Origin of the sequence: Microbacterium sp. (assembly GCF_035687345.1) — a bacterium.
Lineage (GTDB): Bacteria > Actinomycetota > Actinomycetes > Actinomycetales > Microbacteriaceae > Microbacterium.
This window is the reverse complement of record NZ_DASRXZ010000118.1, coordinates 22880-41044: the sequence shown is the minus strand read 5'-3', so window position 1 is coordinate 41044 and position 18165 is coordinate 22880. Positions and strand designations below refer to the sequence as shown.

General features: G+C 71.1%; 18 protein-coding genes and 1 pseudogene. 4 read left to right on the top strand and 15 right to left on the bottom strand.

Annotated elements, in window-relative coordinates; genetic code table 11:
• The 7 genes and pseudogenes from VFF97_RS13040 to VFF97_RS13010 all read right to left on the bottom strand — a co-directional run.
• Nucleotides 1-489 (bottom strand): annotated as a pseudogene (locus tag VFF97_RS13040) (hypothetical protein); the annotation flags it as partial.
• A complete protein-coding gene (locus tag VFF97_RS13035) occupies nt 479-1459 on the bottom strand; it encodes a TIGR03943 family putative permease subunit (RefSeq protein ID WP_325033921.1) in 981 nt (326 codons plus the stop codon). The pseudogene VFF97_RS13040 and the gene VFF97_RS13035, both read right to left, overlap by 11 nt.
• Complete coding sequence (locus tag VFF97_RS13030; protein ID WP_414684259.1) at nt 1452-2405, bottom strand: permease; 954 nt, start codon at nt 2403-2405, stop codon at nt 1452-1454. The genes VFF97_RS13035 and VFF97_RS13030 overlap by 8 nt, the downstream gene beginning before the upstream one ends.
• Before the next feature lie 124 nt (nt 2406-2529).
• Nucleotides 2530-3000 (bottom strand): transcriptional repressor, encoded by a 471-nt coding sequence (locus VFF97_RS13025; RefSeq protein WP_325033920.1) that lies wholly within the window; start codon nt 2998-3000, stop codon nt 2530-2532.
• A gap of 77 nt (nt 3001-3077) precedes the next feature.
• Nucleotides 3078-3947 carry a metal ABC transporter permease gene (locus tag VFF97_RS13020; protein ID WP_325033919.1) on the bottom strand — a complete coding sequence of 290 codons (870 nt, stop codon included), beginning with the start codon at nt 3945-3947 and terminating at the stop codon, nt 3078-3080.
• Nucleotides 3944-4810 carry a metal ABC transporter ATP-binding protein gene (locus VFF97_RS13015; RefSeq protein ID WP_325033918.1) on the bottom strand — a complete coding sequence of 289 codons (867 nt, stop codon included), beginning with the start codon at nt 4808-4810 and terminating at the stop codon, nt 3944-3946. The genes VFF97_RS13020 and VFF97_RS13015 overlap by 4 nt, the downstream gene beginning before the upstream one ends.
• Nucleotides 4807-5784, bottom strand: a complete 978-nt coding sequence (locus VFF97_RS13010) for a metal ABC transporter solute-binding protein, Zn/Mn family (RefSeq protein WP_325033917.1) — start codon at nt 5782-5784, stop codon at nt 4807-4809. The genes VFF97_RS13015 and VFF97_RS13010 overlap by 4 nt, the downstream gene beginning before the upstream one ends.
• 125 nt (nt 5785-5909) lie before the next feature.
• Between VFF97_RS13010 and VFF97_RS13005 the strand changes: the two genes are divergently transcribed.
• Entirely contained in the window at nt 5910-7760 is a 1851-nt protein-coding gene (locus tag VFF97_RS13005; protein ID WP_325033916.1) for a glycosyltransferase, read from the top strand.
• Here VFF97_RS13005 and VFF97_RS13000 read toward each other — a convergent pair.
• The 4 genes from VFF97_RS13000 to VFF97_RS12985 all read right to left on the bottom strand — a co-directional run bounded on the left by VFF97_RS13000 (nt 7673) and on the right by VFF97_RS12985 (nt 12654).
• Complete coding sequence (locus VFF97_RS13000) at nt 7673-9085, bottom strand: dihydrolipoamide acetyltransferase family protein (RefSeq protein WP_325033915.1); 1413 nt, start codon at nt 9083-9085, stop codon at nt 7673-7675. The two genes, VFF97_RS13005 and VFF97_RS13000, sit on opposite strands and share 88 nt — an antisense overlap.
• Nucleotides 9086-9108: 23 nt before the next feature.
• Nucleotides 9109-10074, bottom strand: a complete 966-nt coding sequence (locus VFF97_RS12995; RefSeq protein WP_325033923.1) for an alpha-ketoacid dehydrogenase subunit beta — start codon at nt 10072-10074, stop codon at nt 9109-9111.
• A 323-nt stretch (nt 10075-10397) separates the two neighbouring features.
• A complete protein-coding gene (locus VFF97_RS12990; RefSeq protein WP_325033914.1) occupies nt 10398-11537 on the bottom strand; it encodes a thiamine pyrophosphate-dependent dehydrogenase E1 component subunit alpha in 1140 nt (379 codons plus the stop codon).
• Nucleotides 11538-11541: 4 nt separating this feature from the next.
• Nucleotides 11542-12654 (bottom strand): histidinol-phosphate transaminase, encoded by a 1113-nt coding sequence (locus VFF97_RS12985; RefSeq protein WP_325033913.1) that lies wholly within the window; start codon nt 12652-12654, stop codon nt 11542-11544.
• A gap of 127 nt (nt 12655-12781) precedes the next feature.
• Between VFF97_RS12985 and VFF97_RS12980 the strand changes: the two genes are divergently transcribed.
• On the top strand, nt 12782-13171 hold the full coding sequence (locus VFF97_RS12980) for a phage holin family protein (protein ID WP_325033912.1): 390 nt from the start codon (nt 12782-12784) through the stop codon (nt 13169-13171).
• A 5-nt stretch (nt 13172-13176) separates the two neighbouring features.
• Here the strand turns inward: VFF97_RS12980 and VFF97_RS12975 are convergent, their stop codons facing one another.
• A complete protein-coding gene (locus VFF97_RS12975) occupies nt 13177-14541 on the bottom strand; it encodes a hypothetical protein (RefSeq protein ID WP_325033911.1) in 1365 nt (454 codons plus the stop codon).
• A complete protein-coding gene (locus VFF97_RS12970; RefSeq protein WP_325033910.1) occupies nt 14542-14838 on the bottom strand; it encodes a hypothetical protein in 297 nt (98 codons plus the stop codon).
• Nucleotides 14839-15006: 168 nt separating this feature from the next.
• Here VFF97_RS12970 and VFF97_RS12965 point away from each other — a divergent pair, with 168 nt between their 5' ends.
• Together VFF97_RS12965 and purB are read left to right on the top strand one after the other, a co-directional pair.
• Nucleotides 15007-15513, top strand: a complete 507-nt coding sequence (locus VFF97_RS12965) for a low molecular weight protein-tyrosine-phosphatase (protein WP_325033909.1) — start codon at nt 15007-15009, stop codon at nt 15511-15513.
• A 78-nt stretch (nt 15514-15591) separates the two neighbouring features.
• Complete coding sequence (purB, locus tag VFF97_RS12960; RefSeq protein WP_325033908.1) at nt 15592-16971, top strand: adenylosuccinate lyase; 1380 nt, start codon at nt 15592-15594, stop codon at nt 16969-16971.
• Between the two features lie 19 nt (nt 16972-16990).
• Here the strand turns inward: purB and VFF97_RS12955 are convergent, their stop codons facing one another.
• Together VFF97_RS12955 and VFF97_RS12950 are read right to left on the bottom strand one after the other, a co-directional pair.
• A complete protein-coding gene (locus VFF97_RS12955; protein ID WP_325033907.1) occupies nt 16991-17350 on the bottom strand; it encodes an amino acid transporter in 360 nt (119 codons plus the stop codon).
• Nucleotides 17347-18021, bottom strand: coding sequence for an acyl-CoA synthetase (locus VFF97_RS12950; protein WP_325033906.1), 675 nt, complete (start codon nt 18019-18021; stop codon nt 17347-17349). The genes VFF97_RS12955 and VFF97_RS12950 overlap by 4 nt, the downstream gene beginning before the upstream one ends.
• Nucleotides 18022-18165 lie beyond the last annotated feature (144 nt).

Genomic DNA, 18165 nt, shown 5'->3' with positions numbered 1-18165 from the left:
CTCGCCCGTGAGATCGGTGCGGAAGATCGTGTCGCTCGCCTCACCGCGCTGCAACAGGAACACCTCTTCGGGGGGCGTGCGGAAGGTGTGCTCGAACGTCGCCGCCGGACCGGCCGCGGTACCGCGCACATCGCGGAACGTCACCGTGTACTCGGTGTCGTCCCACAGCGGCAGCGTGAACCGCACGCCGACACTGCGCCCCGATGTGTCGACGGCGAACGGGGTCGCGGGCTCGACTGTGACCTGCGAGGGATCGACCTCCTGCAGCGCCTGGGTCGTCGTCACGATGAGCCGAGAGCCGGATGCCGCGACCGCTGCCTCGGGATCGACCTCGACCGACGTGACACGGGGCCCCTGCAGCACACTCGCCGCGGCACCTCCGATGCCGAGCACGGCGAGAATGCCTGCGACCGCGAGGAACGTCAGCGCGAACGAGCGCCCGCGACGCTCGCGCGACCGGGTGCGCCGCGTCGGAGCGTCAGTACTCATACGGGTCTCCGGGCTCGTCGATCGGCGCGATCGAGGTCGCGTCGACCACGAGGCGTCCGTCGGAGGTTGCGCGCACGGTCCCGCTCACATTCACCCACTGGCCCGTCTCGGGCAGCTCGGCATCGGTCACGACGGGAAGCCCCGCGGGCTGTGCGTCGATCACGCAGTGCGTGATGACCAGGCGCGTGAGCGTGAAGTCGCCGTCCTCGGAGGGCGTCGCGAAGCCGGTGAGCTCGACCGCGTCACCGTCGAAGGTCTCGGGGTTCGTCGCCGTCGCGAACACGGTCGCCCACTCGCCGACGCCGAAGGTCGTCGTGTCTCCGGATGCGGCGAGGGTCACGGCATCCGCCCCCGCGAAGAGCGGGGCAGCGCCGATGTTCCGCGACATCGCGAGGTCGGCGGACAGCGTCGCGGGCGGCAGCAGGAGGGCGGTCAGGACGACGCCGGATGCCACGACCCCGCCGGTCACCGTCGCGACGAGCGCCGCGGCGTGCCGCACCTGAGGGGTGCGCGGCCCCTGAGCCGTGCGCGGTCCCTGAGCAGTGCGCGGCGCCCGAGCCGTGCGCGGTCCCTGACCAGTGCGCGGTCCCTGAGCCGTGCGCGGTCCCTGAGCCGTGCGCGGTCCCTGAGCCTGTCGAAGGGTCGACGCCTCGACAGGCTCGGCGACCGGGGACGGCTCGGCGACCGGGGACGAATCGGCGACCGGGGAGGGCTCGGCGACCGGGGAGGCACCGTGGCCGTGGCCGTGATCGTGGTCGTGACCATCCTCCTCGGCGCCGAGCGGCAGGGCGAAGCTCGCGATCGCGCCGACGAGCATCACAACCGCCATGCCCATCGCCCACCACGCGGATTCGGGGTTGATGTAGAGACCGAGGCGCCCGGTGAGGCCGAGACCGAGGGTCACGACGGCGAGCACCGTCGCGAGCCCGACGCCGAGCCAGCGCGTCGCGAGCGCGTGCGACTTAGACAAGGAGGTTCACCCCCGTCCCGATCGCGAAGGCGGCGAGCACCACGATCACGACGATGCCGCCCAGCGTGCGCCACGTGAAGGTCGTTCGCATGAGCGCGAGCATCTTGACGTCGACGAGCGGTCCGACGAGGAGGAACGCGACGATCGACCCGGGCGTGAACGTGGACGCGAACGACAGCGCGAAGAACGAGTCGACGTTCGAGCAGATCGAGACGACCATCGCGAGCGCGATCATCGCGACGATCGACAGCGCCGGGTTCGAGCCGATCGCGAGCAGCGTGTCGCGCGGAACCAGCACCTGTACCGCGCCCGCAAGCGCCGAACCGATGATGAGCGCCGGCATCACGGCGCGCAGCTCGATCACGAACTGGGCGAGGGTGCGGTTCCAGTGGCCGCGGGCGCCGACACCCGGTCCCTGAGCCTGCCGAAGGGCGCACGTGTCTCGGAACCGCTCGGTGAGCAGGGAATCGGGCGACGGATGCCGGCTGTACAGCCACCCGACGAGGTTCGCGATCGCGTAGCCCCCGAGCAGTCGGGCGACCAGGATTCCGTCGTCGAATCCGAAGGCCTGGTGGGTCGTGATGATCACGATCGGGTTCACGATCGGCGCCGCGATGAGGAACGTCAGCGTCTCGGGCACCGTGAATCCGCGCATGAGCAGACCGCGCGCGAACGGCACGTTGCCGCACTCGCACACGGGGATGAACATGCCGAGCAGCGAGAGCACCATGCGGCGTGCCCACGCGCGGCGGGGCATCCAGCGCTCGAGGACGCCCGGCGGCACCCACACCTGCACGACGATCGAGAGCACGACCCCGAGCACCACGAAGGGCAGCGACTCGATGAGCACGCTCAGCGCGAGGGTCAGCCCGTCCTGCGCGCGAGTGGGAAGCGAGGCGTCGTAGAGCGTCGGCGCGAGGGCGTCGATCGCGAAGAGGAGTGCCACGAAGGCGATTCCCACGCCGATCCAGATCAGGCCACCGGTCGCTGAGCGAGCGGAGCGAGACGAAGCGTCCTGTCGCCGCGCTTCGTCGCGTCGCTGCGCGCCTCGCCCAGCGACCCGGGAGGGATCAGTCCGCGTCACGCTCGCCGGTCCGCGCCCGCGCGCACGACTCGCACAGCCCGAAGATGTCGACGACGTGCTGTGCCTCGATGAAGCCGTGCTGCTCGGCGGTGCGCCGCGCCCACTGCTCGACGTCGTTCGCCTCGATCTCGACCGTGAGTCCGCACGAGCGGCAGATCAGGTGGTGGTGGTGTCCGGGTGACTCGCATGCGCGGTAGAGGTTCTCGCCCTCGGGGCTCTGCAGCGAATCCGCTTCGCCGAGGGCGGCGAGTCCGGCGAGCGCGCGGTAGACCGTCGCGAGTCCGATGCCCGTGTTCTCTTCGCGCAGCGTCGCGTGGAGGGTCTGCGCGCTCACGAAGCCGCGCGCATCGGCGAGCGCCTCGCGCACGCGCTCGCGCTGCCACGTCGTGCGCTGCGGAACCGGGTTCGCGGGTGCCGGTGCCGCGTGGGCGCGCTGCACTCCGGACCGATCGGACATGCCCGGGAGTCTACCGGCGGGGCCTGAGCGAGAGCCTGGACGCCGGCTCGACCGGTCAGCGGATGCCGCGGCATCCGTCATGCGTGCACGTGCTCCCTCGTCACGCGACCCTGCCGTGCGCCGATCACGCGGCACACGACGTAGATCGCGAACGAGATCGTCGTGATGTAGGGGCTCACGGGGAGCGTGCCCATGATCGCGAGGAGGATGCCCCCGACCGCCGAGACGAGCCCGAACACGGCCGACAGCACCGGCACGGCGAGCGGTCCGGCGGTCACGCGCATCGCGGCGGCGGCGGGCGTCACGAGCAGGGCCATCACGAGCAGCGCGCCGATGATGTGGACCGCGACCGCGACGATGAGCCCGAGCAGCAGCATGAAGGCGAGCGACACCGCGGTCGTCGGCACGCCGCGCGCGGCGGCGGCCTGCGGGTCGAGGGAGTCGAAGCGCAACGGGCGCCAGATGAGCAGGATGCCGAGCAGCACGACTGCGCCGATCACGATGAGCCACCCGAGCTGATCGGACTGCACCGACACGATCTGGCCGGTCAGCAGGCTGAAGCGGTTCGCGCTGCGACCGCTGTACAGCGACAGGAACAGGATGCCGAGGCCCAGCCCGAAGGGCATGAGCACCCCGATGATCGAATTGCGGTCGCGGGCGCGGGCGCCGAGCCATCCGATGATCCCGGCCGCGATGAGCGACCCGACGATCGATCCGCCCACGACATCGGCACCGATGAGCAGCGCCGCCGCGGCGCCGGCGAACGACAGCTCGCTGATGCCGTGCACCGCGAACGCCATGTCGCGCTGCATGACGAACACCCCGATGAGTCCGCCCACGAGCCCGAGCACAGCGCCGGCCCACACCGAGTTCGACACGAGCGCGAGGATCTCGCCGTAGTAGGGCAGGCCGCCGAACATCGCGTCCCACACGTCGTCCCAGTTCATGCGGTGGCCTCGCCGTCCGCGTGGTAGTGGTGCGACTCCTCGGCATCGGGTGCGCCCACGACGACCAACCGGTCGCCCGCGCGCAGCACGAACACGTGCGCGCCGTACAGATCGGTCAGCACATCGGAGCGCAGCACCTCCTGCGGCTTGCCGAGCATGAACCGCCCGTTCGCGATGTAGAGGATGCGGTCGACCTTGCCGAGCAGCGGGTTGATGTCGTGGGTCACGAGCAAGACGGATGCGCCGCTCCGCCGATGTCGGTCGATGAGGCCGACCACCGCCTGCTGATTCGCGAGGTCGAGGCTCGTGAGCGGCTCGTCGCACAGCAGCAGTCGCGGGTCGTCGGCGAGCGCCTGTCCGATGCGGAGGCGCTGCTGCTCTCCGCCTGACAACGTGCCGGCAGGGCGGTTGGCGAAGGCATCCGCGCCCACCTCGTGCACGAGACGGTCGACGCGGGCGCGGTCTCCGCGGCGTGGCCACGGGAACCCGAACCGGTGCCCGTCGACGCCCAGCGCGACGAGGTCGCGCCCCCGCAGGGCGGTGTCGGGAGGGAGCGGCCGCTGCTGCGGCACGTACCCGATGCGGCGGTCGCCGCGATGTCCGAATCCGGGCTGCTGAGCCTGTCGAACAACGCCGAGCGCCGTGATCGTGCCCGCGCTCAGCGGCTCGAGGCCGAGGATCGCGCGCAGCAGCGTCGTCTTGCCCGAGCCGCTGGGGCCGAGCACGGCGATGAGCTCACCGGGCCGCACGTCGAGGTCGAGGCCGCTCCACAGTTCACGGTCGCCGCGACGCAACGCGGCTCCGCGGATGCTGAGGGGCGAGGCATCCGTGTCGTTCCGCACTTGTGGGGCGGCTCCGCTCATCCGGCGAGCGCCTCCGCCAGCGTCGTCGCGTTCGCCTGCATCCACGAGAGGTAAGTCTGGCCCTCGGGGAGGGTCTCGGAGAACTCGATGACGGGAATGCCGTGCGAATCGGCCTCGTTCACGACCCGCGTCGTCTCGGCTCCGCCGGTCTGCGTGTTGGCGATCACCACGCGCACGTCGCCGCTCGCGATGAGGTCGAGCGCCTCGAGCAGCGTCGCGGGCGGCACGTCCTGACCTTCTTCGACGGCCTCGCTGAACGCATCCGGCGTGAGGTCGATCAGCCCTGCGGCCTCGACGAAGTACACCGGCACGGGCTCGGTGACGAAGACCCCCGCGCCGGCATCGGCCGCATCGATCTCGGCGAGCTGCGCCTCGATCGCCTCGATCTCGGCCGTGAACGCGGCGGCGTTGTCGTGGAAGAGATCTCCGTTGTCGGGGTCGAGCGCCTCGAGCTTCGACGCGATCCCGAGCGCGAGGTCGGCCATCGCGCGCACGTCGTACCAGACGTGTTCGTTGAAGCCCTCGATGTGCTCGTGGTCGTGGCTGTGCTCGCCGGAGTCGTCGTGCTCGTCTTCGCCGGAGTCGTCGTGCGCGGCGCCGCCCTCCCACGCGTGCGAGAACTCGACCGCGGTGAGCACGTCGGCGTCGCTGCCGCTCGACTCGATGAGCGCGTCGACGAAGGAGTCGTAGCCGCCGCCGTTTTCGACGATGAGCTGTGCGTGCGCGACCGCGAGCTGGTCGCGGGCGCTCGGCTCGAACTCGTGAGGGTCGCCGTTCGCCGACGACACGATCGAGGTCACGTCGACGAGGTCGCCGCCGATCTGCTCGACGAGCTGGCCGTAGACGTCTGTCGACGCGACGACCTCGATGCGCCCGTCGGACGCGTCCGCCCCGCTGCTCGCGCAACCCGCGAGGACGAGAGCGGATGCCGCGGCCAATCCGGCCACCGTGGTGAGGCGTCGAGCGGTGCGCATGCGAAATACACTAACGCTACTGATAATCGTTCTCAACTTCGTTTTCCCCTGGGGGTCGTTAAGCGCCCGATGCGCGCCCCGTCAACCCCCGCCGCATGACGCCGGCCGCGGCGTACCGTGCCGCTATGGGCTCCCTCACCGAGCACGACCGCGCGCGGACCGCCGCACTTCCGGCGGTCCGGCACCTCGCGATCACGTGGGGCATTCCCGACGAGTACGGCGGCATGACCGCCGCGCTCCTCCACCGCTCGCGGGCGTTCCACCGCGCCGCGGGTGCCGACGTGGACGTCGTCACGTTCGACGAGCGCCCCGACTACCCCGCCGTGCGCGACAGGCTGCGCGAGCGCGGCGCGCTGTGCGACGGCATCCGGATCCTGAACATCTACGAGCACTTCCGCGACGTCGACCGCGAGGCGGTGCCGAGCCTTCCCGAACCGGGGCCGATGCGGCGGCCGCCAGACGAAGAGGTCCGCGGCGACTCCGGCTCGGTGCTCCGCTGGCTCGAGAAGGACGAAGCGACCAGGATCGAGCACCGGCGACTCGACGGCACGACCGCCGTGGTCGACGAGCACCGCCGCTACGGCGGACGCCTCATCACGTCGCTGGACCGCTCCGGCCAGCCGACCGGTCAGTGGCGGACGGCGCGCGAGTTCCGATTCGCATGGCTCGACGAGCTGATCGCGGATGCGCCGGCGGTCGCCGTCGTCGACAGCAAGACCGCCGCCGCGCAACTGCAGCACTACTGGCGTCCGAACGTCACGCTCATCCACGTCGTGCACGGAGCGCACACCGATCGGCAGGGCCGCCTCACAGCGGCTCGGCGGCCCGTGTTCGAGAATCTGCACCGGTGGGACGCCGTCGCATTCCTGACGAAGACCCAACGGGAAGCCGCGATCGAACTGCTCGGCGATCCCGGCAATCTCGTCGTGGCCCCGAACGGCGTCACGGTCCCGCCCGACGTGGAGCGCCTGCCGCCCGACCGCCTGCACGGCGTGATCGTGTCGCGCCTCAGCAGCGCGAAGCGCATCGAGCACGCGCTCCGCATCATCGCGGCGGTGCGCGAGCGCGGCATTCCGGTGACGGCCGACATCGTCGGCGACGGTCCCCGTCGGGCCGTGCTCGAAGCGGAGGCCGCCCGGCTCGGCCTCGGCGACGCGGTGCGGTTCGCGGGCTACCGCGAGGACGCGCACGACTTCGTGCGCCGCGGCGCGTGGACTCTCGTCACGAGCCGGTCCGAGGGCGAGTCGCTGGCGCTGCTCGAGGCCATGGCGGTCGGCAGCCTTCCCGTCGCCTACGACATCCTGTACGGGCCGGCGGACGTCGTCGACGACGGCCGCAACGGATGCCTCGTGCCCGAGGGCGACGTCGAGGCGGCCGCCGTGGCGCTCGCGCGCCTCTGCTCGCAGGACGACGACGCGCTCGCCGCGATGCGCCGGCACGCCCGCGACACGGCGCGCCGGTACGACGACGCCGGCATCGCCAAGCTGTGGGCCGGCATCGAGCGCGACGCCCTCGACCGGCACGCCCGCCGGCCGCCGGTCGACGACGACGCTTTGCGCCGGATCAGGGTGCGGATGCGCCGCGGACGCTACATCGTCACGGGCGTGCTGCGCGATGTGCGGTCCGCGCCCGCGGTCGAGGTGCGTCTCGTGTCACCGCGCGGATTCGCGGTGCGGGCGCTCATGCGCGGCTCCGGTCCCGTCCGATACGCGCAGGTGCCGGAGCGCGAGTCGGGCCGTCTCGGCGGCGACGCCGTGCGGACGACGTTCCTCATCAGCACGAAGGACGGAAGCGTGACCGTGGACGCGGGGCTGCGGCATCCGGATCGCCGTTCCCTGCCTCGTCGCGCGATCGACTTCGCGCGGCGGCTCGTGGGCGAGCGCGTGGATCAGTCGAGCAGCAGCGCCGGCTCCTCGAGGATCGACGCGACGTCGGCGATGAACCGCGACATGCCGTCGCCGTCGATCACGCGGTGATCGAACGACCCCGAGACCGTCGTCACGTAGCGGGGGCGCACCTCGCCGTCGACGACCCAGGGCTTCTGCCGGATCGTCCCGAGCGCGACGATCCCGGACTCACCGGGGTTGATGATCGGGGTGCCTGCGTCCATGCCGAAGACGCCGATGTTCGTGATCGTGATCGTGCCGCCCTGCTGGTCGGCCGGCTGCGTCTTGCCCTCCCGCGCGGTGAGCGTGAGCTTCTCGAGCGCGCGCGCGAGGTCGCGCATCGAAAGGTCCTGCGCGTCCTTGATGTTCGGCACGAGCAGGCCGCGCGGAGTCGCGGCCGCGATGCCGAGGTTCACGTACCGACGCACCCGGATCTCGGCACCGTGATCGGTGTCCACCCACGCCGCGTTGACCATCGGTGTGCGGCGCACGGCCCAGATGACCGCGCGCGCCATGATCAGCAGCGGTGACACCTTGACGTCGGCGAAGTCGGGCGACGCCTTGAGCCGCTTGACGAGCTCCATCGTGCGGGTCGCGTCGACGTCGGTCCACACCGACACGTGCGGCGCCGTGTAGGCCGAGCGCACCATCGCCGACGACGTGGCCTTGCGCACGCCCTTGACCTCGATGGTCTCCTCGCGCTCCTCGTCGGCAGGAGGCACCGGAGCGGCCGCAGCGACGACGGGCGTGACGGATGCCGCACCCGCGCCGCGCTCGACCGGAATCGTCTCCTCGCGCACCGTGCCCCAATCGGGCGTCTGGATGTTGCGGAACACACTCGCCTGCTCGGCGTGCTTGAGCACGTCGTCGCGCGTCACGTCGCCCGCGGGCCCGGTGGGCACGACATCGGCGAGGTCGACGCCGAGGTCGCGCGCGAGCTTGCGGATGGGCGGCTTCGCGATGACGCCGACGGATGCCGCGACCCGCTCTCGAGCCTCTGAACCCGGTTGGTGAGCCTGTCGAACCACGCGCCGGCGCGACTGCACGTGTCCGCCCGTCCCATAGCCGACGAGCACCGACCCTTCACCCGCCGGCGGTTCGCTGGGCGCGCCGTGCTCGGTCTGGCCGACGGTGACCGGCGACCCGCTCGGGGCGGACGCATCCGTCGCCCTGTCGTCACCGACGATCGTGATGATCGGCGCGCCCACGGCCACTGTCGTGCCCTCCGCCGCGAGGATCTCGCCGACCGTGCCGTCGAAGGGCGACGGGAGCTCGACGAGTGACTTCGCGGTCTCGATCTCGACGATCACGTCGTTCACGGCGACGCGGTCGCCGGGGCTGACGCGCCACGAGACGATCTCGGCCTCGGTGAGTCCTTCGCCGACGTCGGGGAGCACGAAGGTCTGGGTCGTCATGCGGGATCCTTTCGCGGCATCCGTCAGTACGTGAGCGCCCGGTCGACGGCCTCGAGCACGCGGTCGGCGTCGGGCAGGTAGACACCCTCGAGTTTGGCGGGCGGGAACGGTGTGTCGAAGCCCGACACCCGCAGCACAGGCGCTTCGAGCGCGTAGAACGCCTTCTCCATGACGGTCGCGGCGACCTCGCTGCCGAGCGAGGTGAAGCCCGGGGCCTCCTGCGCGTAGACCATGCGGCCCGTGCGGCGCACCGAGTCGAGGATCGGGCCGTAGTCGACGGGCGAGAGCGAGCGCAGGTCGACGACCTCGCACGACGTGCCCTCCGACTCGGCGATCGCCGCCGCCTGCAGGAGCGTCGTGACCATCGCGCCATGCCCGACGAGCGTGACGTCGGTGCCGCGGCGCACGATGCGCGACGCGTGCAACGGCAGGGCGCGCGCGTCGAGGTCGACCTCCCCCTTCTGCCAGTAGCGCGCCTTCGGCTCGAGGAAGATGACGGGGTCGTTCGAGTCGATCGCGTCCTGGATCATCCAGTACGCGTCGTTCGGCGTCGACGGGCTCACGACCCGCAGGCCGGGCGTGTGCGTGAAGTACGCCTCGGGGCTCTCCTGGTGGTGCTCGACCGCGCCGATGTGCCCGCCGTAGGGGATGCGGATGACGACCGGAAGGCTCAGCGCGCCCTCGTGCCGGTTCGTGAGCTTCGCGAGCTGCGTCGTGATCTGGTCGAACGCGGGGAAGACGAATCCGTCGAACTGGATCTCGACGACGGGCCGGAACCCGACCATCGCGAGGCCGATCGCGGTGCCGACGAGTCCCGACTCGGCGAGCGGCGAGTCGAGCACGCGGCGGTCGCCGAACTCCGCCTGCAGACCCTCCGTGACGCGGAAGACGCCCCCGAGGCGGCCGATGTCCTCGCCCATGAGCAGCACTCGGTCGCTGTTCGCGAGCGAGGCCCGCAGGCCCGCGTTGAGGGCTCGGCTGAACGGCATCGACTGCGTGCCGGTCGGCGCCGGCGGCGTCGACCCTCCGGTGCCCGTGCCTGTCCCTCCGTTACCGGTGCCTGTCTCTTCGGTCCCTGAGCCTGTCCCTCCGTTGCCGGTGCCTGCGCCCCCGGTGCCCGTGCCTGTCCCCCCGGTCCCTGAGCCTGTCCCCCCGGTCCCTGAGCCTGTTCCCGCGGTCCCTGAGCCTGTCGAAGGGCTGGACGACGCCTCGGCGAGCTCGGCGACCGGGTGGGTGCCGGCGACCGGGCGGGTGCCGGCGACCGGGTGGGCGCCGGCGACCGGGTGGATGCCGGCGACGGGGTCGGTCTCGGTCACGATGCCCCCTCCTCGAACGACGCCTCGTACTCGGCGAGCCACCGCCGCTGCTCGTCGATGAGCGGGTGCGGCTCGCTGTAGACGTGGTCGAACATCTTCGTCGCGGGGATGCCCTCGAGGGCGTTGGTGCGCACGCGCGTGTCGTCGGCGACGGCGGATGCCTCGGCCTCGACATCCGAGAAGAACGCTTCAGATGCCCCGCGCGACTCCAGGTACGCGCGCAGCCGCACGATCGGGTCGCGCTTCGCCCACGACTGCTCTTCGTCGGACGCACGGTACTTCGTGGGATCGTCGCTCGTCGTGTGGGCGCCCATGCGGTACGTGAGCGCTTCGATCGCGCGCGGGCCGCCGCCGGCGCGCGCCTCGTCGAGCGCGACCTTCGTGACGGCGTAGCTCGCGATCACGTCGTTGCCGTCGACGGCGATGCTCGGCATGCCATAGCCCTCGCCGCGGCGGTGCAGCGGCGTGCGGGACTGCGTCGTCACGGGCACCGAGATCGCCCACTGGTTGTTCTGCAGGAAGAAGACCTGGGGAGTCTGATAGCTCGCCGCGAAGACCATCGCCTCGTGCACATCGCCCTCGCTCGACGCCCCGTCGCCGTAATAGACGATGACGGCCTCGTCGCGGTCGGGGTCGCCCGTGCCGGTGCGTCCGTCGAAGACGAGCCCCATGCCGAGGCCGGTCGCGTGCAGCGTCTGCGCGCCGAGCACGAGCGTGTAGATGTGGGTGTTGCCGTTGCGCGGGTCGTACGGATCCCACCCGCCGTGGGTGAGACCCCGCATGAGGCGGATGATGTCCATCGGGTCGACACCGCGGATTCGGGTGACGACGTGCTCACGGTACGAGGGGAACACGTGGTCCTGCGGACGGGTCGCACGGGCGGAGCCGACCTGGGCCGCCTCCTGCCCGTAGCTCGGCGGCCACAGCGCGAGCTGACCCTGTCGCTGCAGGTTCGTCGCCTGACGGTCGAAGGCGCGGATCACGACCATGTCGCGATAGAAGCCTTCGAGCTCGGCGTCGGTGAGGGCATCGACGAGGGGCAGATAGCGTTCCGCGGCAGGTGTCGGGGAGAACGATCCGTCCGCGGCGAGAACGCGGACGGGTTCTTCGGGCTGGAAGCCGTGGTCCGAAGTCACCGTTCTACGCTAGCCCGCGGCCTGCGTGCCCTTCTGGGAGGTCTTGAACAACGGATGCCGCGATCCCCAGTATCTTCTCGACAGACTCCTCCTCGCCCACCGAGACCCGGATGCCGTCTCCTGCGAACGGTCGGACGATGAGCCCGGCCTCCTCGAAGCGCTCCGCGACGGCCATCGTCTCGTCGCCGAGGGGGAACCACACGAAGTTGCCCTGCGCGTCGGGAATCGCCCATCCGAGGTCGCGCAGCGCCGCGACGAGCGCGTCGCGACGCGTCGCGATGACGCCCACGCGCTCGAGCAGCTCCTTCTCCGCATCGAGGCTCGCGAGCGCCGCGATCTCGGCCTGCGCGGTGACGGACAGCGGGATGCTCGCGCTGCGCGCCGCGTCGAGGATGCGCGGGTGGCCGACCGCGTAGCCCACGCGGAGCCCGGCGAGACCGAACGCCTTCGAGAAGGTGCGTAGGACGACGACGTTCGGATGCCCCGCGTTCCCCAGCACGCGCATGCCGTCGACCGAGTCGGGGTCGGTGACGAACTCGGCATAGGCCTCGTCGAGGATCACGAGCACGTCCGACGGCACGCGCTCGATGAACGCGTCGAACTCCTCCTGCGTGACGATCGGGCCGGTCGGGTTGTTCGGCGTGCACACGATCACGGCGCGCGTGCGGTCGGTGACGGCATCCGCCATCGCGTGAAGGTCGTGGCGCGCTCCCTCGGCGAGCGGCACCATGACCGGTGTCGCACCGGCGAGCACCGCGAGCCACGGGTAGGCCTCGAACGAGCGCCACGCGAAGATCACCTCGTCGCCCGGCCCCGAGGTGGCGAGCACGAGCTGCGCGAGGATCGACACGCTCCCCGCCCCGATGTGCACTTGCTCGGCCGGGACGCCGAATCGGTCGGCGAGCCGGTCGCGCAGCCGGGCCGCCGTGGCATCCGGGTATCTGTTCAGCGCCGACGCTGACCGCACCGCTTCGAGCACTCCCGGAAGAGGATCGAACGGGTTCTCGTTGCTCGAGAGCTTGAAGGCGTCGGATCCGGCCTGCTTCCCCTGCTTGTAGGGAGGCAGCGCCGCGATCTCGGGGCGGACGCGCACGGGGATGTCGGGGACGTCGGTCACGCCACGAGTCTAGGAGTCGCGACACGTCGACGCTCGCGAAGCACAGCGAGGGCGACGGGCGGTCCGCGCCGTCGGGGGCGCGCCACCCTTCCCGCCCGTCCGACCCGCGTGCCAGACTGACGGGACTATGGGCTTCCTCATCCGAGTCGTCGTCAACGCGTTCGCGATCTGGGTCGTGACACTCATTCCCGCGCTGCAGGTCAGCGTCATCGCGTTCCCGCCGGGCGACACGCTGCAGTACATCCTGACCCTGCTGATCGTCGCGGCGCTGTTCGCGATCGTGAACACGATCATCGGCACGGTCATCAAGGTGCTGGCGTTCCCCATCTACATCCTGACGCTCGGGCTCATCGGCCTCATCATCAACGCGTTCCTGCTGTGGCTGACCGCGTGGCTCACCCACTGGTGGACGTGGGGCCTTCGCGTCGAGGACTTCTGGTGGGGCGTCGTGGCGGCGCTGATCATCTCGATCATCAACTGGGTGTTCGGCGTGATCCTGCGCCCGAAGAAGCGCTGATCCGGTCACGACGGCGGTCCTGACGGCAACTCTTCGACGACTCGCCGCGCGCCGAACTCGCTGACCTCGACCGAGCTCGCCTCGCCGAGCCGCGCGAACACCTCTTTCAACCCGGCCACCCGCGGGTCGTCCGACGCGTCGACGAGGGCCGCCGTCTCGGCGTACGCGGTGAGGCGATGCGCGGGCAGCAGGGCGTCGTCGTACTCCACGGCGGGGTCGTAGACCCGTTCGGCGACGAAGCTTCCGGATGCGCCCACCGCCGCCATGTGCCCGCCACCCGCGAGCGCGGTGACAGGATCGTCGCGGTGACGGATGCCGACCGAGAGCGTGCCGGGCTCGGCATCCGCCTCGACGGGTGATCCGTACGTGACGAGCGTCTGCACGTCGTAATCGCCCTCCATCGCGAGGTGGGAGGCGATCATCGCGCCCTGCGAGAAGCCGAATGCGTGGACGGTGTCGCCCGGGCGGGCGCCCGCGGCCTCGAGCGCCTCGACTGTCGCGGTGTAGGAGGCCGACTCGTAGCCGACGTAGAGCTCGACGTTCGACGCGTTGTCCCACGCCTCGTAGCGCCCGAACGCCTGCGACTGCATGCCGGCGACGTAGACCGCGAACTCGCGGCGGCCGTCAGGCATCGTGTACTTCTCGACCCGTACGCGGGAGGCGCCGGCGCCGTTCGGGATTCGCCGCGCGGCGCCGGCGAGCGACATCGGCGAGCCCTTCGCGGAGGGGTCTGGACGCACGCGGCTGATCGAGACCGAGGCCGGACCGCCCACGAGCCGATCGCCCCTCTCGATGAGACCCGCGCGCGACAGCCCCGCGGCGGCCGCGAGCGCGATCGTCGGAAGCCCCGCGACGACGCCCCCGATCATCGCGCCGCGCTCGCTCACCTCTTCGCCCGCGGTGAAGCCGAACAGCGTCGACTGCCGCGCCAGCTCGGACGGCCACATGACCGCCCGTTCGAGCTCGAGACCTCGGGCCCGCTCCATCGCATCGGGCCACTCCGCCATGAGACGATCGCGGAGCATGTCGATCCGCGCGGCTGCCCCAGCGTCGCCGGCGAGCAGCGCGGCGGCGTGACGGACGTTCAGCTCGACGAGCTCGTACACGGCCGCCGCCGCCTCGAGCCTCTCGGCCAGCGCGTCCGCCTGACGGAGTGCCTCCGTGAGGCGTGCGAACACGAGACAGGCGGCGTCGTACGCCTCGGCTGCCCTGCCGCGGTGGCCCGCGAGCGCGCCCTGCACGAAGATCAGCCGCCCGCCCAGTTCCTCGAGCTCCCCCTTCACCGCCGCGATCCGCCCCGCCGCGTGCCGCAGCGTGTCGCTGTCGACGGCGACGGCGCCGCCCGCGCGGATCTCGAGCTCGTCGCCCATTCAGCACCCCTCCCACACCGCGAGCGCCGCCCGATCGCGAGCCTCCGCCGCCAGGAGGCGGGCGGTGTCGGTCGGGCAGTACAGCGATGAGATCTCGCCCGCCCACTCCTCCGCGCGCTCGTGGAACGCCACCGCCGCACGCGCCCGCCAGTCGGTGAGCGCCGCGAGTCCGCGTGCGTCGGCGGCGACCTCGAGGATCCGGTCGCCGAGCGCCGCGAGCGCCCGCACGACGCCGTCGAGCTCCTCGATGAGCGCGAGTTGGGCGGGCGAGGCGGCGCACGCGATGTCGAGAGGCATGGCACCCATCGTGCGGACAAGGTCATCCGGGAAACCCCGGCCGCGAGCAACCCGTGCGCGACGCGCCGAGCGCGCGCCCCTGGGGAGGAGCCGAGTCGAGGCATCCGTCTCTCGCACATCGGGCTTCGGCCCCTTGACCAGGGCGCGTGCCGCGCCATGATGGAACCCATGACCGCGAGCGTCATCGAGCCGTTCCGCGTCGTCTTCGTCTGTACCGGAAACATCTGCCGCTCCCCGATGGCCGACATCGTGTTCCGAGGGTTCGCGGATGCCGCGGGCCTCGGCCACCGGATCGCCTCGAGCAGCGCGGGCACCGGCGACTGGCACGTCGGAGAGCGCGCCGACCAGCGCACGCTCGACGCGCTCGCGCGGCGCGGCTATGACGGCACGCGACACCGCGCGCGACAATTCACCCACGACGACTTCGTCCGCAACGACCTGATCGTCGCGCTCGACCGCTCGCACGAGCGCATCCTGCGGGGATGGGCCCGCGGCCACACCGACGCCGACAAGATCGCGCTGCTCATGTCGTTCGACAATGCCGCGCACACACTCGACGTGCCCGACCCGTACTACGCGGGGCCCGCGATGTTCGACGAGGTGCTCGGTATGATCGAGAGTGCGAGCCGGGCGCTCTTCCGGCAGCTCGAACCCGCGATGCGCACCGCTATCTGAACAGGTCGGCGGCGATCGCCGAGCATCGAACGTCCCGGCTCCGGCCCCAGCCGATCAGCCGCGTCCGACGGGAGTCCCGTGACCGAGTTCCCCGCCCAGCCCCTCAGCCCGCTCGACGGCCGCTACCGCGCCGCCGTCGCCCCGCTCGCCGAGTACCTCTCCGAAGCGGGTCTCAACCGCGCCCGGGTCGAGGTCGAGGTCGAGTGGCTGATCACGCTGACGAACCACGCGCTGTTCGGCACGACGCCGCTCACCGAGGAGCAGAAGCTGCGCCTGCGCGCGCTCTACCTCGACTTCGGGCAGGAGGAGATCGACTGGCTCGCCGAGCGCGAAGCCGTCACCCGCCATGACGTGAAGGCGGTCGAGTACCTCGTGCGCGATCGGCTCTCGAAGCTCGGACTCGACTCGATCGCCGAGCTCACCCACTTCGCCTGCACGAGCGAGGACATCAACTCGACGTCGTACGCGCTCATCGTGAAGCGCGCCGTCACCGAGGTCTGGCTCCCGAAGCTGCGCACCGTGATCCGGTCGCTGCGCTCCCTCGCCGCGAAGCACCGCGATGCCGCGATGCTGTCGCGCACACACGGCCAGCCCGCGACGCCCACCACGATGGGCAAGGAGCTCGCCGTCTTCGCGTGGCGCCTCGAGCGGGTCGCGACGCAGGTCGCGGCATCCGAATACCTCGCGAAGTTCTCGGGCGCGACCGGCACGTGGTCGGCGCACGCCGCGGCCGACCCGAAGGTGGACTGGCCGCTCATCACGCGCGAGTTCATCGAGTCGCTCGGCCTCGGCTTCAACCCGCTGACGACGCAGATCGAGTCACACGACTGGCAGGTCGAGCTCTACGACCGTGTGCGGCACGCGGGCGGCATCCTGCACAACCTCGCGACCGACATCTGGACGTACATCTCGCTCGGCTACTTCGCGCAGATCCCCGTGGCCGGCGCGACCGGATCGTCGACGATGCCCCACAAGATCAACCCCATCCGGTTCGAGAACGCCGAGGCGAACCTCGAGATCTCGGGTGGCCTGTTCACGACCCTCGCGTCGACGCTCGTGACGTCCCGCCTGCAGCGCGATCTCACCGACTCGACCACGCAGCGCAACATCGGCGTCGCGTTCGGTCACTCGCTGCTCGCGCTCGACAACCTCGAGCGGGGCCTGCGTGAGATCTCGCTCGCCGAGGACGTGCTGCGCGCCGACCTCGACGCGAACTGGGAGGTGCTCGCCGAGGCGATCCAGACCGTCGTGCGCGCCGAGATCGCGGCCGGACACTCCTCCATCACCGATCCGTACGCGCTGCTCAAGGACCTCACGCGCGGCCGCCGGGTCGGCGCTGCGGAACTGGCCGAGTTCGTGAACGGACTCGACATCACGGATGCCGCGAAGCAGCGCCTCCTCGCACTGACGCCTGCGACCTACACGGGTCTTGCGGCGTCGCTCGTCGACGACGCCTGACGCGTCGGCGTCCGCGCGGTCAGGGCTCGCGCGTGTCGGTAGCCGGGGCGTCCGGCTCATCGCCCGACTGCTTGCCCGGCTTCTGCGCCGCGCGGCGCTCGTCCTTCTCGATGAGGACGGGGCGGTCGACCGTCTTCTGCACCTCGGCCGGATCGACGGCGAGCAGCATGAGCGCGAGGCCCACGAGTGCCACGATGAACGTGATGCCGGCGACGACCGCGGCGAACACGAGCGCGCGGCTGGACTGATCGGGCGTGCGGCCCTGGAAGAAGCCCATCGACACGAGGGTCACCACCCCGGCGAAGACGGCGGCCAGCAGAGCGAGGCCGAGCAGCTGCAGCGGCTTCATGAGGGCGCGTCGGGTCGGCCGGTCGGTCATGCGGAACCTCCGTCGTGGGTGGCGGGCGACTCGGCCGGCGCCGGCTGCGGCTGCGGCTTGCGCGGCGAGAACCCCGCGATCGCGAGGTAGACCGCGACGATGGCGGCGTAGCCTCCGAAGATGCCGACGGCGAGGATGATGCCCGTCAGCGTGTAGGTCTGGCCGGCTTCGGCCACGGTGTAGTCGAGCGAGAACCCGACCGGCACGAGCAGGAGCGCGACCGCGAGCACGAGGGTCACGACCCCGACGACGACGGCGTCGCGGGCCTCGGATGCAGGACCCAGCGCGAGCTCGCCGCGCTTGACCGCGCGCAGTGCGCGCCATCCGGAGATCGTCTCGATGAGCCCGGCTGCGAACGCCCACGCGATCACGAGCACGAAGAAGAGGATCGTCGAGCGCACCGGCGGCAGGCCGCCGGCCATGCCCGCGGCGACCGAGGCGATTCCGAGCAGGACCGCCGGCCATTTGCGCCGCACGGGGTAGACGAGCCAGGCCGCGACGAGCATCACGATGCCGGTCGCGAGCGCGAAGCCGCTGAACACCGCGAGACCGACCTCGGCTGAGTGGTCGGGCGAGAAGGTGATCATGACCGCGGCGATGCCCGCGAAGATGGCGCGCGCGAGCTGGACGTGCCAGACCTCGAAGGCGCGGGTTTGCGGGGATGTGCTCACGGGTGTTCCTCGACGCGAAGGGGACGCCTCCAGTCTAGGCCGCGGCGGGAACGTACCCCTGACCGGGGCGGTTCGTCCCGGTCACGGTGGGCGCCGAGTGCACGGCCTCTCGTCGAGTGCACGGCTTTGCGACGTCGGCACGTC

What these genes read in the sequence shown, in the direction of transcription:
- VFF97_RS13025 (WP_325033920.1), bottom strand. Translation starts at nt 3,000, where the DNA reads ATGTCCGATCGGTCCGGAGTGCAGCGCGCCCACGCGGCACCGGCACCC.
- VFF97_RS13020 (WP_325033919.1), bottom strand. Translation starts at nt 3,947, where the DNA reads ATGAACTGGGACGACGTGTGGGACGCGATGTTCGGCGGCCTGCCCTAC.
- VFF97_RS13015 (WP_325033918.1), bottom strand. Translation starts at nt 4,810, where the DNA reads ATGAGCGGAGCCGCCCCACAAGTGCGGAACGACACGGATGCCTCGCCC.
- VFF97_RS13010 (WP_325033917.1), bottom strand. Translation starts at nt 5,784, where the DNA reads ATGCGCACCGCTCGACGCCTCACCACGGTGGCCGGATTGGCCGCGGCA.
- VFF97_RS13005 (WP_325033916.1), top strand. Translation starts at nt 5,910, where the DNA reads ATGGGCTCCCTCACCGAGCACGACCGCGCGCGGACCGCCGCACTTCCG.
- VFF97_RS13000 (WP_325033915.1), bottom strand. Translation starts at nt 9,085, where the DNA reads ATGACGACCCAGACCTTCGTGCTCCCCGACGTCGGCGAAGGACTCACC.
- VFF97_RS12995 (WP_325033923.1), bottom strand. Translation starts at nt 10,074, where the DNA reads ATGCCGTTCAGCCGAGCCCTCAACGCGGGCCTGCGGGCCTCGCTCGCG.
- VFF97_RS12980 (WP_325033912.1), top strand. Translation starts at nt 12,782, where the DNA reads ATGGGCTTCCTCATCCGAGTCGTCGTCAACGCGTTCGCGATCTGGGTC.
- VFF97_RS12975 (WP_325033911.1), bottom strand. Translation starts at nt 14,541, where the DNA reads ATGGGCGACGAGCTCGAGATCCGCGCGGGCGGCGCCGTCGCCGTCGAC.
- VFF97_RS12970 (WP_325033910.1), bottom strand. Translation starts at nt 14,838, where the DNA reads ATGCCTCTCGACATCGCGTGCGCCGCCTCGCCCGCCCAACTCGCGCTC.
- VFF97_RS12965 (WP_325033909.1), top strand. Translation starts at nt 15,007, where the DNA reads ATGACCGCGAGCGTCATCGAGCCGTTCCGCGTCGTCTTCGTCTGTACC.
- VFF97_RS12955 (WP_325033907.1), bottom strand. Translation starts at nt 17,350, where the DNA reads ATGACCGACCGGCCGACCCGACGCGCCCTCATGAAGCCGCTGCAGCTG.